Origin of the sequence: Clostridium sp. MCC353 (assembly GCF_018785315.1) — a bacterium.
Taxonomy (GTDB): domain Bacteria; phylum Bacillota; class Clostridia; order Lachnospirales; family Lachnospiraceae; genus CHH4-2.
In genome coordinates this window covers 78,472-95,112 of sequence record NZ_WQPN01000065.1, presented here as the reverse complement: position 1 = coordinate 95,112, position 16,641 = coordinate 78,472, and the positions used below count along the sequence as shown (strand labels likewise).

At 47.0% G+C, this 16,641-nt stretch carries 10 protein-coding genes; 9 read left to right on the top strand and 1 reads right to left on the bottom strand.

The genetic code is table 11. The features are described from left to right. Positions 1-221: 221 nt before the first annotated feature. Together GPL15_RS12735 and GPL15_RS12730 are read left to right on the top strand one after the other, a co-directional pair. Complete coding sequence (locus tag GPL15_RS12735) at positions 222-1,145, top strand: LysR family transcriptional regulator (RefSeq protein WP_215699048.1); 924 nt, start codon at positions 222-224, stop codon at positions 1,143-1,145. A gap of 593 nt (positions 1,146-1,738) precedes the next feature. After that, entirely contained in the window at positions 1,739-3,697 is a 1,959-nt protein-coding gene (locus GPL15_RS12730; RefSeq protein ID WP_215699047.1) for an aconitate hydratase, read from the top strand. A gap of 99 nt (positions 3,698-3,796) precedes the next feature. Here the strand turns inward: GPL15_RS12730 and GPL15_RS12725 are convergent, their stop codons facing one another. Beyond that, positions 3,797-6,802, bottom strand: a complete 3,006-nt coding sequence (locus GPL15_RS12725; RefSeq protein WP_215699046.1) for a 3'-5' exonuclease — start codon at positions 6,800-6,802, stop codon at positions 3,797-3,799. 576 nt (positions 6,803-7,378) lie between these two features. Between GPL15_RS12725 and GPL15_RS12720 the strand changes: the two genes are divergently transcribed. The 7 genes from GPL15_RS12720 (at position 7,379) to GPL15_RS12690 (ending at position 15,618) form a co-directional block, all read left to right on the top strand. After that, entirely contained in the window at positions 7,379-8,182 is an 804-nt protein-coding gene (locus tag GPL15_RS12720) for an IclR family transcriptional regulator (protein WP_215699045.1), read from the top strand. Between the two features lie 243 nt (positions 8,183-8,425). Then, entirely contained in the window at positions 8,426-9,853 is a 1,428-nt protein-coding gene (locus GPL15_RS12715; protein WP_215699044.1) for an extracellular solute-binding protein, read from the top strand. Between the two features lie 84 nt (positions 9,854-9,937). Then, positions 9,938-10,813, top strand: coding sequence for a sugar ABC transporter permease (locus GPL15_RS12710; protein ID WP_215699043.1), 876 nt, complete (start codon positions 9,938-9,940; stop codon positions 10,811-10,813). Then, positions 10,800-11,654 carry a carbohydrate ABC transporter permease gene (locus tag GPL15_RS12705; RefSeq protein ID WP_215699042.1) on the top strand — a complete coding sequence of 285 codons (855 nt, stop codon included), beginning with the start codon at positions 10,800-10,802 and terminating at the stop codon, positions 11,652-11,654. Before GPL15_RS12710 ends, GPL15_RS12705 begins: the two co-directional genes overlap by 14 nt. A 34-nt stretch (positions 11,655-11,688) precedes the next feature. Next, a complete protein-coding gene (locus tag GPL15_RS12700) occupies positions 11,689-13,734 on the top strand; it encodes a hypothetical protein (protein ID WP_215699041.1) in 2,046 nt (681 codons plus the stop codon). Between the two features lie 28 nt (positions 13,735-13,762). Continuing rightward, positions 13,763-14,665 (top strand): TIM barrel protein, encoded by a 903-nt coding sequence (locus GPL15_RS12695; RefSeq protein ID WP_215699040.1) that lies wholly within the window; start codon positions 13,763-13,765, stop codon positions 14,663-14,665. A 2-nt stretch (positions 14,666-14,667) separates the two neighbouring features. Next, entirely contained in the window at positions 14,668-15,618 is a 951-nt protein-coding gene (locus GPL15_RS12690; protein WP_215699039.1) for a D-2-hydroxyacid dehydrogenase, read from the top strand. Positions 15,619-16,641 lie beyond the last annotated feature (1,023 nt).

The following is a 16,641-nucleotide window of genomic DNA, read 5'->3' as shown; positions in this document are numbered from 1 at the left end:
CTTACGGTTGGAAGCCGGTTTTCATCGCCAACGGATTCCGCTCCGCCCGGCGTCAAGCCTCCAAGCAGGCCTCCGCCCCCATTCTCAGGATTCATGGCGTTATTTTCGCGAATATGTTAAATAAAGATTCCCCCCATCCAGTTGTAATTAGGGGGAAGTTATGTTAAAAATAATAGTAGATGTAGATGCCCCCAAAACAGGCATAACAGGAGGAACAGCTTATGGATTTCCGTGAACTGTATTATATTACTATGATTGCAGACTGCCAGAGCATAACGAAAGCTGCGCAGAAATTATATATATCCCAGCCGTCACTGAGCCACCTTGTTTCAAAAGTGGAAAATGAACTGGGCGTTAAGCTGTTTGACCGGACTGCCTATCCCATTACCCAGACATACGCAGGAGAGCGCTATGTGGAAACGGCCAGGCAGATTCTGCGGTTAAATGACAACATGAGAAGGGAATTCAGTGATATCAGCGAAGGAATTGCGGGCCGGATCACAATTGGGATGCCTACGGAGCGGGTGGGCTATATGCTTCCACGAATTCTGCCTGTGTTTAAAAAGGAGTATCCAGGGATTGAAGTTGTTACGCTGGAAGGAAAATCGGATGTGCTGATGGATTCTGTGATCAAAGGACAGAGCAATTTTATCATCCTTCCCAGCACCATACACAATCAGGAGGTGGAGTCCCAGCTGATCTACCGGGAAGAACTGGTCTATGTGGCAGGAGAAAACCTGATTGATGAATCCAGATGCATTCCTGGCCACCCGGATCAGATTGACGTTTCGAAATTGGAGGGAGTGCCCCATGTGATGCTGCGAAAGGGCCATGCCATCCGCATTGCGGCGGATGCTTTGTTTAAGCAGCACCATATTGTACCGGAATATATTCTGGAAACCGGAAGTACCATCACTGCTTATAGTCTTGCCATGGCAGGCGTAGGGGCCACCATTGTGCCGTTAAGGACTTTAGAAATGTCAAAAGCCATGGGAAGATACTGCTGTTATCAGATCGGACCGGAACCGTATCCTTGGGATGTGAAAGTATTTTACCGGAAAGACAGCTACCTGGATAATGCGGAGCAGAGATTTATTGAAATAGCAAAGGAGATCTTTAACAGGAAAAAAGGTGACGGTAGGTGATAACGGTTCAGATAGGTCAGAGCGTTTACTGCGCAGACCGTATGAAAACATAGCGTCTGCAGGCATCCAGCCCCTCGCTGCAGGCGAATTGAATGATCTGGATGCGTAACAGTTAAGACCTGCCTGAACTGCTGCTATAAGTAAAAATATAGCCGGAAAAAGCCATATAAAATTTGTAAAAAGGTCAGCATAAGTGAGTTTATAGATTTCTTCATTTTGCTATTAACTCTGATACTGACTAAAAAAGTAAATTAAGTTACAATACAAAATCAAGCTGCAATACAAGAGATATATAAGTTAGGGCCGAAGGTTATGGACTATTTAAACCATGTGTTTGAAATTTGTGTTGTTTAATACAAGTTAGTTCCGTACAGGATCACACAGTATATCGTATATAATGCGGCGTTTAGGAATGGTGATGCCGCAGTCGGAGAATTTGGAGAATCCCGTCAGTGGGATTCTTTCTTTTTGGTCATCAAAAGATCATAGACAAAATTGTATAAAGATTATTTATTATATGTATTTTCTTTTATATGAAAACTGCATTAAACTATAGATAGGATATTCATTCAGAAAAAATTGGAGGGCCTATCGTGGGAAAATCATTAACAAGAAAAATAATCGAATCGCATTATGTATCAGGCAGCCTGAAAGCCGGAGAAGAAGTGTTTATTAAAGTGGATCAGACATTAACACATGACATCAACGCGGTAATGACCTATCTGGCATTTGAAGCCGTCGGTTTAGACCGTGTCCGCACCCAATGCAGTGTCAGCTATCTGGATCACAATCTTTTATATGTGGATAATAAAACCCCCGATGATCATATCTATCTTCAGTCCATTGCTAAACGCTACGGCCTGTATGTTTCAAGGCCCGGCAACGGTATCTGCCATGCAGTGCACGTATCACGGTTCGGAGCCCCCGGCAAAATCAGCATGGGCGGAGACAGCCACACCCCTCATGGAGGAGCGATCGGTATGCTTTGCATCGGAGTAGGCGGCATGGACATTACAACGGCCATGACCGGCGTCCCCATGCGCCTTCAGATGCCAAAAGTCATAAAAGTCAACCTGACCGGTTCTTTAAAACCTGGCTGCAATTCCAAAGAAGTGATACTGGAAATGCTGCGCCGCGTCAGCATCAAAGGCGGCCTAGGCAATGTTTATGAATATACCGGCCCCGGCGCCGCCGCCCTCGAATGCCCTGCCAGATCAACGATCACCAATATGGGCGCGGAGATGGGGGCTACCACTTCCATTTTCCCGGCCGATGAACAGGTGCTCCGTTTCATGAAAGCCCAGGGCCGTGAAGACGAATTTGTAGAAATGCTTCCCGACGAGGATGCGGAATATGACGGAGTGATCGAAATCAACTTAGATGAGTTGGAACCCCTGGCCGCTTGTCCTCACCAGCCGGACAATGTAATGCCCCTGAGAGAAGTACCAAAAAAACCGGTACAGCAGGTATTTATCGGAAGCTGTACCAATGCCAGCTATTCAGACATCGCGAAAGCCGCCCTGGTGCTCCGGGGACGTCATGTACATGAAAATGTAAGCTGTACCTGCGCCATCGCCTCCAAACAGATATACAAAGCGTTGCTTCATGACGGCTATCTGGATATGCTGATTGACGCCGGTGTCCGCCTGCTGGAACTGGCCTGCGGTCCCTGCTGTGCCATCGGCCAGTCACCTGCAACCAAGGGAGTGGCGGTGAGGACGACCAACCGGAATTTCAAAGGCAGGGCGGGAAATCCAACCGCAGAGATCTATCTTGTGAGCCCGGAAAGCGCGGCCGCCACCGCAGTTATGGGAACATTTGCATCGGCACAAGATATCATGGGAGATGAGATTAAATCGCTTTCCCAGGTTCATGAACCGGACGCTTATTTTGTGGATGATTCCATGATCATTAAGCCCCTGCCCGAAGAAGAAGCGCTTCAGACGGAAATTCTCCGCGGGCCGAACATCAAACCTCTCCCTGTGCCGGAAGCCCCTGAACAGTATTTATCAGCCAAAATCAGCTTAAAAGGCGGGGATAATATTTCAACTGATGACATCACTCCTGCCAGCGCCGAGTTCAGCAGCATGCGCTCCAACATACCATTGATGTCCCAATACTGCTATCACCGCTATGATCCGGAGTTTGCCGCCCGGGCGAAAGAGCTGGGCAGGAGCATTATCATAGGGGGCGACAACTACGGACAGGGATCGTCCAGAGAACATGCCGCCATTAACCCCATGTATCTTGGCGTTAAAATTGTAATCGCAAAAAGTATGGCCAGAATCCATAAAGGCAATCTGATCAACCACGGAATTATTCCGATGCTGTTTGAACAGCAGGAAGACTATGATAAACTGGATTTGCTGGATGAACTGGAAATTGAGAATCTGCTGGATCAGCTCCCCAAAAGAGAAGTTGTGATAAAAGATAAGACAAAAGATGTTACGTTTAAGGCCAGGCTGGATGTGTCGGATAATGAACTGGAAGTGATTATGAGCGGAGGGCAGCTGGCGTATTTAAAAAAGGTATTGAAAGATAATTTAAAGTAAAGGTGCTGTCGGAGTAAAGGGGGTAAAGTAAAGGGTGGTAAAGTAAAGGGTGAAGGCATTTTCGAAAATGCCTTCACCCTTTACTTTACCACCTTTACTTTACAACGCAGTTCTAAAGAAATAATCGACTTGGCTTTCCCCCTCAGTATACAGATAGGTTCCATACACGGGAATGGTACAGCACATGACCGGTTTTCCTGCCGGAACCAGTATCTGATATCCATTGTTCGACATGATACAGGCAGGTCTTTTGGATGTTTCGCCGAAAGATATATATTTTGCAGTTGATTTCAGGTCAATCCACTGCTTGTCGAAGGTTCCCCTCGCCTTCAAACTCTCTTTTTTGCTCCAGTCAAAATAAGTCCAGGTCTGCTTTTTGGGTGAAACAGCGATCTGTCTTGGCAGCGAAGGGCTTTCCGCCAGAAGCAGTTTTTCCTTATCCGTATAGAAAGAGACTCCGCCTGTTTTTTTATCCACCCGCAGAAGCAGCTTCCCAAACCTCACCTCCACCATGTTTTTAATTTCCCTGTATTTCCAGACAGGCTTTGAAGCGGTTTTAATCTCTTCCGGTATATCCGCCAGCCTCTCAAATCCCTCCCTGGCAAAGCTGATCCGGACCGTGTCGCCGGAGATCGGCGTGATCCTCAGCACTCCGCAGGCATTGGTCAGTTCCACATAGTTTTTGGTGGCAGCCACCCAGCGGACGGACAGATTTACATTGGAATGTCCCAGGGGCCTTAATTTGTTCATTTCCGGTATTCTGCCGAACTCTGAATTGTCCGGCCGGTTATTGGCGCTCTTTTTCTTTAACGCTGCCATTTCAGCCGCAGTATTCGGAACTGCAATTCTTTTCGGTCCGATTCTGCTGCGGACCTCCATCTCGAACTTACCCTGTGAAACCCGTTCTTTCTCTATTTCCTCGTTGGTCTTAATCCGCTCCTCAGAAACTGTTTTTACGCCCGTCTCTGGCAATGCTGCAAAATGCTTCCGTTTCTGCTCTTCGGATACCGGAGCCGCAATCAAATCGGTTAATTCTCCCGTATAGAGCACTGCCATCTCATGAAGCGCCCTGGTGGCCGCCACATAGAGCAGTCTCACATAGCCGTCTTCCGCCGGATAGTTCTTCCGGTCAGCTCCCCAAAGGATGACGGCGTCAAATTCAAGCCCCTTGGCGTATTCGATGGGAAGGATCATCACGCCGCTTCCAAACTCTTCTGTTTCAGCGTCAAACTCCCGAAGTTCCACTCGTTTCCTCAACTGCTCCGATAATTCAGCCACATCCTCTTCTTTGCAGATAACGGCAATGGTCTCATAATCCCTTTCCTGCCATTTCTTTATGGTGCCGGCAGTCTCCAGGATGAGCTGCTCTTCATCCGCGCACTTCGTGATCCGGACTTCATTTCCATGGCGGATGATCGGCTCCACCGGATATATGGGGAAATTCCCATGGTGCAGGATATTGGTCGCAAAATTAGAGATTTCCACCGTGTTTCGGTAGCTTTTTCTCAGCAGACCGAAATAATCCAGCCTTCCGGTAAGCAGAAGGCCGCTCAGTTCCTCCCAGTCCGTCAAACCATAATCGAAGTTGATATTCTGAGCCACGTCCCCCATGATGGTGAAGGTGCATTTGCTCAGACAGTATTTTAACGCGCCGTAGGCCATCATGCCGAAGTCCTGGGCCTCATCGATGACCACATGGCTGGCTTCCTGGATCACCTCGGTCTCCTTAATTCTTTTGTACAGATAAGCCAATGCAGCCAGATCGTAGAGATCAAACGCCTCTCCGGGCAGCGCAATATGATATCCTTTTTCATTTTGTTCCTTCAGAAAGTTATCGTATAACTCAAAAATGGAACCTTTCCATTCCCTCCTGCCAAAATACGTCTGATAATACTTCATCAGCGTTTTCTGTTCTTCAGGCGGATACGTATAATATCTTCCGTAAATCTCATTTTCCAGCTTTGCCATCAGGTGCTCGGTCAGTTTGTCCAGTTTATCAGGGCGGGATAAGTGGTCAAATCTCTCCAGCAGGCGCTCAATGGAGCTTCGGGTCATCAGCAGGCGGTGTGTTTTTTCTATATAAACATCCTCCCGGGGAATCGAAGCCCATTCATAGCGCCGGCAGAAATCTTCCAGATCATGAAACCAGGAAAAGCCTCCTTTCACACAAGCCGTTTTATCCTGCCTGTCCAGCTTTTTTACCGTATACTTTTTCTCATCCCAGTCTTCATAGAGAAGCCGGGTAAAAAGCTGTTCCATGGTCATCTGTGAAACTCCGTATACATCCAGATCGGGCAAAATGCCTGTGATATAGTTCAGGAGAATCCGGTTGCTCCCGATAATGTAGAAATCCTTTGGTTTAAATTCCAGGTCATAGTTATACAGAATATAAGAAATGCGGTGCATGGCCACCGTCGTCTTGCCGGAACCGGCTCCGCCCTGGACGATCACATTGAACTGGGGCCGCTTTCGGATGATCTCGTTTTGTTCCTGCTGGATGGTGGCGATGATATCATTTAATACGGCTCTTTTATTTTTAGCCAGGTATTTGGTCAGCAGGTCATCATTGGCCACTACATCCGAATCGTAAAAGTCCTTCAGCTCGTCATTTTCAATCTCATAGGTCCGTTTACGGGTCAGGTCGATCTCAAAAGCGCCTTCCCCCCTTACCGAATATGTGCATACCCCGATGGATTTTTCGTAATATACCGATGCAATCGGCGCCCTCCAGTCGATGACCACCAGCTCTGCAGCGTCTTTGGTAATGGCGGCCTTTCCGATATAGTAGCACTCCTTTTTTAACAGACTGGTATCGGTAAAATCGATTCTTCCGAAATACGGCTTCTTTCTGCTTCGCTCCATCCTGAGCAGTTCCTGGCGGACCTGCTGGAATCTGGCGTCGGTATTAAACCACAGCGCCAGGCCTTCCTTATCCTCCACATCGTATATTTCCTTCAGTTCATGGAGTTCATCCGCCAGATTTTCTACAGATATCTTTGCCCGGTTCAAGTTCTCATCTGCGATGGCAAGAATGTCTGAAAGCATTTTTCTTTCATCTTCCAGAGTGACGCCGGGTACGCTTTTAATATAATTTTCCTGTTTCATGCCTGTCTCCCTTCTCGTTTCCTGATGCCCGTATAGATTACTGTTCACTGTCCCTGCAAAACGGCACGGCCGACAGGACGGGTCCGCCAGCGGGGGCAGTGAACAGTACCGGTTATAGCAACAGTTCAGATAGGTCTGCGCATTTGCTGCGCGGACCTTACGAAAACATAGCGGCTGCAGGCATCCAGCCCCTCGCCGCAGGCGACTTCAATGGGCTGGATGCCTAACAGTTCAGACTTGTCTGAACTGTTACCGGCTATAGGATTATCTTAACAAAAAAATAAAAAAAGAGTAGACTTGTAATTAATAATTATGTATAATGGATAATGAAGTGTGCCTTGACAGAGATCAAAGCATCAGATAGTAAACAAAGTCCGGGGCTCGCGCCTCGTTTTTTTCTTTAGAAGAGCTATAAAGCCCCTCATACCCGGGACTTTATAGCTCTTTTCCGGTATATAGTATATAAAATACAGTTTTAAATACTGAAATTAAATTTTATAAAATGTTGATTTTTCACACATCTTCGTGTATATTAACTATATCAAAGATGCAGAAGGCAGTAAAGGAGAGTGAATTGTGAGGAATGAGGAAAAGGATGATAAAGTAAAAGCCCAGGGAAACCAGTCCAGCGTCAAGCTTTTGAAAGTTTTTGAACATCTGGTATTAAAGCGGGAACCGCAGCGGCTTTTGGATATTGCGAAGGATTTGAAGATGAACAGCAGCACGGTGCTGCGCTTTTTGGCAACCCTGGTGAATGAGGGGTATGTGGAACAGAATGAGGAAACGCTGAAGTATTTTCCAACCTATAAGATCTGCGCATTGGCTAATAATGTGAACAATTATGTGGACATGAGGATGATAGCCAGGCCGTATATGGAACAGCTTGCGAAGATCTTTGGGGAATCCGTATGCATGGCGGTGGAAGAAAACATGCGTTCTGTTTATATTGAAGTGATCCGGGAATCCAACCAGTCCCTGATGATGGTCCAGAGTGTGGGAAATGCCGTTCCCATGCATTGTACGGGCAATGGAAAGGTGATGCTTTTAAATTATTCCGAAGAGGACCTGGATAAACTGATCCGGGTGGAAGGGCTGGCCCGTTACACGGAGAATACCCTTACAAGCAAGTGGCAGCTGGTGAGGGAACTGGAAAAGATCCGTGAACGGGGATTTGCATATGATGAGGAAGAACGGGAATTGGGAGCGCGCTGTGTTGCTTTTCCAATCTATAATTATACAGGCAGAGTGGTGGCTGGTCTGAGCGTAACAGGGCCTAAGAACCGTATGACGGATGAGCTGATTGCGCCCAGGCTGGATGATTTTCGGAGGATTTCTTTGGAAATATCAAAGAAACTGGGTTATGATGCTTTCAATTATTAAAATCAGATATTATTGAAAAGATAAAGAAAAAAAGGACAGGCTGTGGGATGAACCCGCGGACCAGTCCTTTTTTTGTGCCTTATAGTAAATATTAACAATTTTTAGCTGTGAAATCTATTTATTTTATAAGAAATTTTAAATAAGGATTGACAATTTGATAACAGGGTTATATACTTTAGTTACCAAATATTAAATCGGATTTCAAAAAATGAAATTAATGAAGTGAGAGAAAGGGGAAGGAACATGAAAAAAACATCTAAGAGAATGGTAAGCTGTCTGTTGTCCGTTATGACAGCGGCAACACTTTTAACCGGCTGTGGCGGAGGCGGAAGTTCTGCACCGGCTTCCGGTGACAGCGCAAAAGACACCACTGTGGCTCAGGAAGCAAAAGCAGATAATACAGAGGGAGCGAAAGCCGAATCCACAGAAGGCGCAGAGAGCAGTTTGTCAGGCACGATCACCATGGTTACAAACAGCTCAGGCGCGGAAGGCCTTCAGGCAGTATTAGATGAATATAAGAAAACACACCCGGATGTAAACATTGACTTTACCATTTATGAGAATGTAACAGAATTCGAAACCATGATGACAAGCTGGATTTCCTCCAATTCACTGCCGGATATGTACCTTTCACAGGCCAGCACCGTGCAGCAGCAGTATGCGGCAGAAGGATATCTGATGCCTCTTACAGGTACAGGCATTGAAGATCATCTGGTAGAGGGCGATACCAGCCTGGTTACATACGATGGGAAATTATACGCATTCCCGATGGCAACCAACATTTCCGTAACAATCTGCAACAATTCTGCGCTGAAAGACCTGGGAATTGAGCTTACAGTTGATAATTATCCTAAGAGCATGGATGAATTCCTGGCTCTGATGCAGCAGTGCCGCGATGTGGGCGTGGAATATCCTTATGGGCTTGCGGGCGCAGATTTATCTTCCTGTACCGCATGGCCGTTCCAGTATATGTATCAGGTTCTTTACGGCGGAGATCCAAACTGGTATGCAGATGTGCTCAGCGGAAACAAGGATTGGTCTGATCCTGAATTTGTAGCGATGTTCGATGAATACAACCGGATAAGAGAATATGTTTCTCCTGATTCCCTCGGCAAGAATATGGACGGCCTTTATGCTGATTTCATCAGCGGCAACACCCTGTTCTTCAGCCAGGTGGCCACAACCATTAAGAATGTAAAAGTTCTGGATCCGGAATCAGACATCATTCTCATTCCTTCCAGCTTTACCGCTGATCCTGCGGATCAGACATTGATTTCCAGCTTTGACGACGGCATCAGCATTACGGCAAATGCCCAGAATCCTGAATTGTGCATCGATTTCCTGAATTACGTTACATCTCCGGAAGGATCCACCATTTATGCGAATACGACCGGAACAGTTTCCACAGTTGTTGGCTGTGAAGCGGATATCGATCCATCCTACAGCATCGTTTACGAAGTTTTACAGAAAGGAACCCTTCCTAACAGCCCGATCCTTTCCAGACAGTGGATCGCCGGATTTAAGGAACTGTTAAAGAGCGGATGCCAGAACTGGCTTGCAGGCGAAGATCCTCAGTCCATCGCCGATACGATTGCAGAAGAGCACAAGAGGCTGACAGATGCAGATCCTGACTGGGTAGCTAACTTCCTTGAAAATTACGAGTGGAAGTGATCACAGTAACCATCGATTGATACAGGGTGCCAGCCAATTCCGGCACCCTGCACCTTTTTAAGCCTGTAATCGAAGGAGTGCAGTATGAAAAGAAAAAGTTCGTTTATGGAATTTATGATAGTGATTCCGGCATTGGCGTTTTATCTGCTGTTTGTCATCTATCCCCTGTTCGGCGGTATCTTTTACAGCCTGACGGATTGGAATGGGGTTTCGGCTTCATTTAACTTTATCAACATTGAAAATTACATAAAATTGTTTCAGGATAAATATGTTTTGCAGCCGTTGAAAAATACGTTTATCTATGCATTTTTTACTACGATCATCTTAAATATACTGGGGCTTGCCATGGCGGTGGGCACTGAATCCGTTGTACGGGGAAAGAATGTATTTCGGGCCCTGCTCTTTATTCCTGCAGTAGTCAGTTCAATTTTAGTCGGTTTTGTTTTCAATTTCTTTTTTGCAAATGTAATGGCTGATCTGGGAAAGGCGTGGAATATCCCTTTGCTGGCCAATAACATCCTGGGAAGCACCAAACACTCCCTTTGGATGGGCATCTTAGTGTCTTCCTGGAAAATGGCGGGCTGGTATATGGTAATTTATATTGCGGGCCTTCAGAATATCGATCAGTCTCTGTATGATGCGGCAGATATTGATGGAGCCACCAGTTGGAAGCGTTTCCGCTATGTAACATTTCCGCTGCTGGCGCCGTCCTTTACGATAAATATGGTTTTGGCAGTAGAACGCGCTTTTAAGGAATATGATTTGATTTTCGCATTGACAGGCGGAGGGCCGGGACGTTCCAGCGAACTGATTTCCCTTACCATATTCAATGAATCCTTTACCAATAAACGGGCCGGATATGGTTCCGCGCTGGGAGTTGTGCTCTTTGTGATCATAGTAGTTATCACCTTATTCCAGATGAAAGTGTTGAGAAGGAGGGAAGACAATGCGAGAGAATAGTAAAGGCAGCAAACAGGCCAGGATTATTAAGAATACCATTGTCATGCTCCTCATGCTGGCGTGTGCGGCGATTATCCTGTATCCGTTTTTGATGATGATTATGATTTCGTTGAAATCCACCAAAGAAGCGCTTGTAAGCCCCAATTCGATTCCTAAGGACCTTCATTGGGAGAACTTTGCCATTGCCTGGGAGAAGATGAAATTTCCCACGGTTTTTGCAAATACGGTTTTCATCACAGTATTGAGTTTGGCAGGCATTATCGTGCTTTCGGGCCTTGCGGCCTATATCATTGCCTGGTCAAGACATCAGAAATTTTATAATTTTATCTATCTGTTTTTCCTGTGCGGAATTATGATTCCATTTTATACCGCATTGGTTCCTTTGGTAAAACTGATGACAGATATCCGGATGAACAATTCTCTGGTTGGAATGGTGATCTACTACTGCGGCAGGAATATGCCCATGGCGGTGTTCCTTTATACCGGATTTGTCAGAGGGATACCCAGAGAGATTCTGGAGGCCGGGCGCGTGGACGGGGCCAACCTGATGCAGCTTTACTGGCGGGTGCTGTTCCCGATTATGAAGCCCATCACTTCCACCATATTGGTACTTGACGCCCTGCACCTGTGGAATGATTTCCTGTTCCCGCGGATCATGCTGTCCAGCAATAAACTGAGGACCATAACCATGGCACAGTATTATTTCCGGTCTGAAAACAGCAACCAGTGGGGGCTGGCGTTTGCGGCATTTATATTGTCAATTGTTCCGATTATTGTTTTCTATTTCGCGTTCCAGAAGAACATTGTAAAAGGTGTTGCGGCCGGAGCGGTAAAAGGATAATCAAATTGTGTTTCTATAATAGAGGAGGAATCTTATGGAAGTTAAGACAGTTCAGTTTCAGATAACGCCGCCGATGGCATTTGCATTGGATAAGCTGGCCGGTGAAGGCATCCTGACGTTGGAATATGATAATACCTTAGAAGCCCAGTCCTACCAAAGGAGCTGTGCCGGAAAGGACATCACCCTGAAAGCCGGAGACGAGGCGGGAATGATGTACGGCATCCTGGACATTGCCGATGCGGTTCGGAGAAATGAAGAGATTTCAGATGCCTGCGTCACTCCGTATATGCCCAACCGCGGCATTAAATTCAACATCCCTCTGGATTCCAGAACGCCCAGCTATTCCGACGCTTCAACAAGCGCTTCAAAAAATATCCTGAACATGTGGGATATGTCCTTCTGGGAGGAATTTTTAGACAGGATGGCTGAAAATAAATATAATGTTTTATCGCTGTGGAGCCTGTCCCCATTTCCGTCCCTGGTGAAAATACCGGAATACCCGGAGGCGTGTGTGGATGATGTGAAGATCACCACCAGGCCGTTTCATGCGGAACTGTCCGGCGTGGGCATTTACGGGGAAGACCACCGCCGCAGTCTGTATACCGTGAAGAAGATTACGATTGAAGAGAAGATCAGTTTCTGGCAAAAGGTGATGGAATATGCCAAAGACCGGTGCATTAAGATCTATGTTTTCACCTGGAACCTGTTTGTCTACGGTACGGAGGATTCTCCCTATGGAATTACGGATAAACTGGATAACCCGGTGGCAAGGGATTACGTTTACTGCGGAGTGAAGGCGCTTATGGATACCTATCCTCTGCTGGCGGGAATCGGTGTGACGGCCGGGGAAAATATGGACTTTATCGGGTCGTCCACGGATGCGGACAGCATTTATTTCCAGTCGGATATTGAGTTCATTGCGGATACCTATGGACGGGGAATCAGGGATTATCTGGCGGATCACCCGGACCGCCCCTTCCAGTTGATCCACAGAATGCAGATGGCCAAATACGACCATATCATGAATCAGTTTAAAGATTTCCCTTGCGATTTTGAGATCAGCTTTAAATATTCCCAGGCCCATATGTATTCCAGCGCCAAACCGAATTTCATTCAGGGCTTTTTAAAAGAAAAATCTCCGGATGTCAAGGTCTGGCTGACGGTCCGCAATGACGATTACTATATGACGCGGTGGGGAAATCCCGCTTTCGCGAAGGAATATCTGGCCAATATGCCGAAAGAATGCATGTCCGGCTTCTATATGGGCCCCGACGGTTTTACCTGGGGCCGGGACTATATGACAAAAGGGGACAATGAGCATCCGCTGGTAATCGATAAAATGTGGTATATGTTCCGGATTTGGGGCCAGTTAAGCTACAACATCGGCCTGGAAGAGGAGTGTTTCCGGAATGAACTGGCTGTCAGATTCCATTTAGACCGGGAACAGAGCCAGATCCTTTACAGCGCATGGAAAGAAGCATCCCAGATCATCCCGGATTTGAACTGCATGCATTGGCATGATTTCGACTTCCAGTGGTATCCGGAGGGCTGCTGTATGTATGAGAAAGCTCCCATGGATAAGATCTGTTTTGCCGATATCCATGAATTCATGAAATGCCCTGCAATGCCTTACTCTGAATACGCTTCTGTCAGCGAATATGCGGACAGCGTGGTAAATGGCACCGGGTTAGAGAAAATATCCCCGGCTGTCATGGCTGAATCCATGGAAAACCACGCCAATAAGGCCATGCAGAAGCTGAATGAACTGAAAGCCAGCGGGGATCAGGAACTGGAACGGACCAAATATGATATCCGGGCCATGAGCCTGCTTGGAACTTATTATGCGGATAAGGAAAAAGCCGCCATGTGCCTGGCCATATATAAGAAGAACGGAGATAAACAGAAGCAGAAGGAAGCGGCAGAGCTTTTAAAACAAGCCGCCGGGGTATGGAAACGGTACTCTGCCATGATCGGGGCCATGTATGAACCTCAGGTTCTGACCCGCCTTTGCGGTAAAGTCAATGTACAGGATTTTGATGAGCTGACAGAACTGGATGTGCTTCTGGCATTAGAGGATTAATATAGGAAAAGAAAGGATTGGCATTAAAATGAGAGATTCAATTCATAAATATTTTAAAGTGGGTACGATTCAGTGGATGTCCTATCCGCCTGCTAAATACGGCCTGCTGGAGACTGTAAAAAAGATAGGATGCGATGATTTTTTCGATGCGGTTGAAGTGACCCATGTTGCGGATGATGATGTGAGGAAAAAACTGAAAGAACTGATTGAGACCTCCCACCTGTCGGTCTGCTTCGGCGCCCAGCCCTGTCTGCTGGGAAGCGGCGCGAATCCCAACCATATCGATGAAGAGAAACGTCAGGAGGCGGAAAAAATCCTGAAAGACGCTGTGGACGAAGCGGAATACCTGGGAGCGAAGGCCATTGCGTTCCTGGCTGGAAAATGGGAAGAGGAAACCAGGGACACAGCCTTTGCCCAGTTAGTAAAAACCACGGTAAATGTGTGCCGTTACGCCCAGGAAAAGGGAATGGGCGTCAACCTGGAAGTCTTTGATTTTGATATGGATAAGGCGGCTTTAATCGGCCCGGCCCCATATGCCGCTGAGTTTGCGGCAAAAGTCCGGTCCTATTGCAGCAATTTCGGTTTGATGGTGGATTTATCCCATTTTCCAACCACGTATGAAACTTCAAAATTTGTGATTCAGACCCTGCGCCCCTATATCACTCATTTCCATATAGGAAATGCCGTCGTAATTCCAGGCAGACCGGCATACGGCGATAAACACCCCAGATTCGGCTTCCCGGACAGCGCCAATGATACGGAGCAGCTTCTTGAATTTTTCCGGGTTCTGAAACAGGAAGGCTTCTTTAATGAAGAGCACCCGTTCCACCTCTCATTCGAAGTGACACCTTACGGAGATGAAGATGCGGACGTGGTTGTAGCGAATACAAAAAGGGTTATGAACAGGGCCTGGGCCTTATTGGAGGATTAGAGATGAAAATTGTAATTTTAGACGGTTATACGGAAAATCCCGGCGATTTGAGCTGGGAAGGGATGGCACAGCTCGGGGAACTGGCGGTTTATGACCGCACCCCGGCGGCAGAAATTGTTTCCCGCATCGGAGACGCGGAAGCGGTCATCACCAACAAAACCCCGATTTCGGAAGATACCATGAATCAATGCCCGAATATCAAATATATCGGAGTGCTGGCTACCGGATACAATGTGATCGACGTGGAAGCCGCCAAAAAACGGGGCATTATCATTTCCAACATTCCAACCTATGGCACAACTGCGGTAGCCCAGATGACCATGGCCATGCTTTTAGAGGTCTGCCACCATGTAGGCGCCCATTCCGACGCGGTAAAGGCGGGGGAATGGACCAATAACCAGGATTGGTGTTTCTGGAACTATCCGCTGATAGAGCTGGCCGGAAAAACCTTCGGCGTCATTGGTTTCGGCCGCATCGGCCAGGCTTCGGCCAAACTGGCAAAGGCATTTGGAATGAAGATCCTGGCTTATGATGAATATCCAAACAGCACAGGAGAGGAGATAGGAGAGTACGTATCTTTAGACCGGCTGCTGGCGGAATCCGATGTGATTTCCCTCCACTGCCCCCTGTTCCCTTCCACTCAGGGAATCATCAATAAAGACACGATCAGTAAGATGAAGGACGGAGCCGTTCTCATCAACACCAGCCGCGGCCCTCTGGTGGTGGAAGAGGACCTGGCAAATGCTCTGAATACCGGGAAGCTGTCCTACGCCACCCTGGATGTGGTATCGACGGAGCCGATCAAAGCAGATAATCCGCTCCTGAAGTGCGGAAACTGCATTCTGACACCCCATATCGCCTGGGCTCCCAAGGAGAGCAGGCAGAGGCTGATGGACATCGCGGTTGAAAATTTGAAGCAGTTTATCGATGGGAATCCTCAAAATGTAGTTTGAAAATGGGGATTTAATTGGTGAAGGGTACGCAGGAAAGCGGGGAGAGGCTGCGCCCGCAGGCCGGAAGGCCGGGCGGGGCGGATTAAAAATGGTGCGGGGATCTGATTCCAGCCGCAAGTGGAACTAAGGCTTTCAAAAGGAAAAAAAGCGGTCCGATGCCCATTCACGGTAAACTCTTTATGGACTTTACCGTTCAGGGGCATCTCAGAAACTGATTCGGTTATCAGTTTCTGCCCGCTTTTTTTCCTTCTGAAACCCTAACTTCCACTAAGCGTCTTCCATACGATCCCCACCCCATTTTTAATCCGCCCCGCCCGGCCTTCCGGCCTTCGGACGCAGCCTCTCCCCGCTTTCCTGCTGGTGTTCTCTGACGCTGGGAATTAAATACAATTTTTGGATTGTGAGGAAATTTAACATCGAAGTTTAAGGTATTTTTGAAAAAACTTCAAATTTATAGTTTGTATGTTATGGTAGAATTGGCTTTAGACGATATTTTCTTTTACTGTTAATCCCAGACCATTTCTATTAAATCATCAGGGCATATACGTTATAACTTAGATTAATGACCAAATTCTATCTTAATCAAACGTTTTTTTGCCTTATCTGCATATCTCCCCCCATACTATTTTTTTTCTTGTCCCAGCCAGTATAATTTGCTTTTTCTGTACTGTTTCCCCAAGGGAATTTTACTGTAGCTCAGCCAGTACACAGCCGTGAAGAAGGCGAGGGGGAACCGGGGCGGATGGAGGAAGGGGAAAGGGATTGGGGATCGTATGCAGGCCCTTAGATATACTTGGTCTTCAAGGATGGAAAAAAGCAGGTAGAAACTGAATTCCGAATCAGTTTCTAAGGCGCCCCTTGAGAGGTAAAGTCCATAAAGAGTTTACCTCGAATGGGCGCCGCCCTGCTTTTTTCCGTCCTTGAAGGCCTAGTATATCTTAGGGCCGGAATCCAGAATCCCCAATCCCTTTCCCCTTCCTCCATCCGCCCCGGTTCCCCCTCGCCTTCTTCATGGCGTAACGA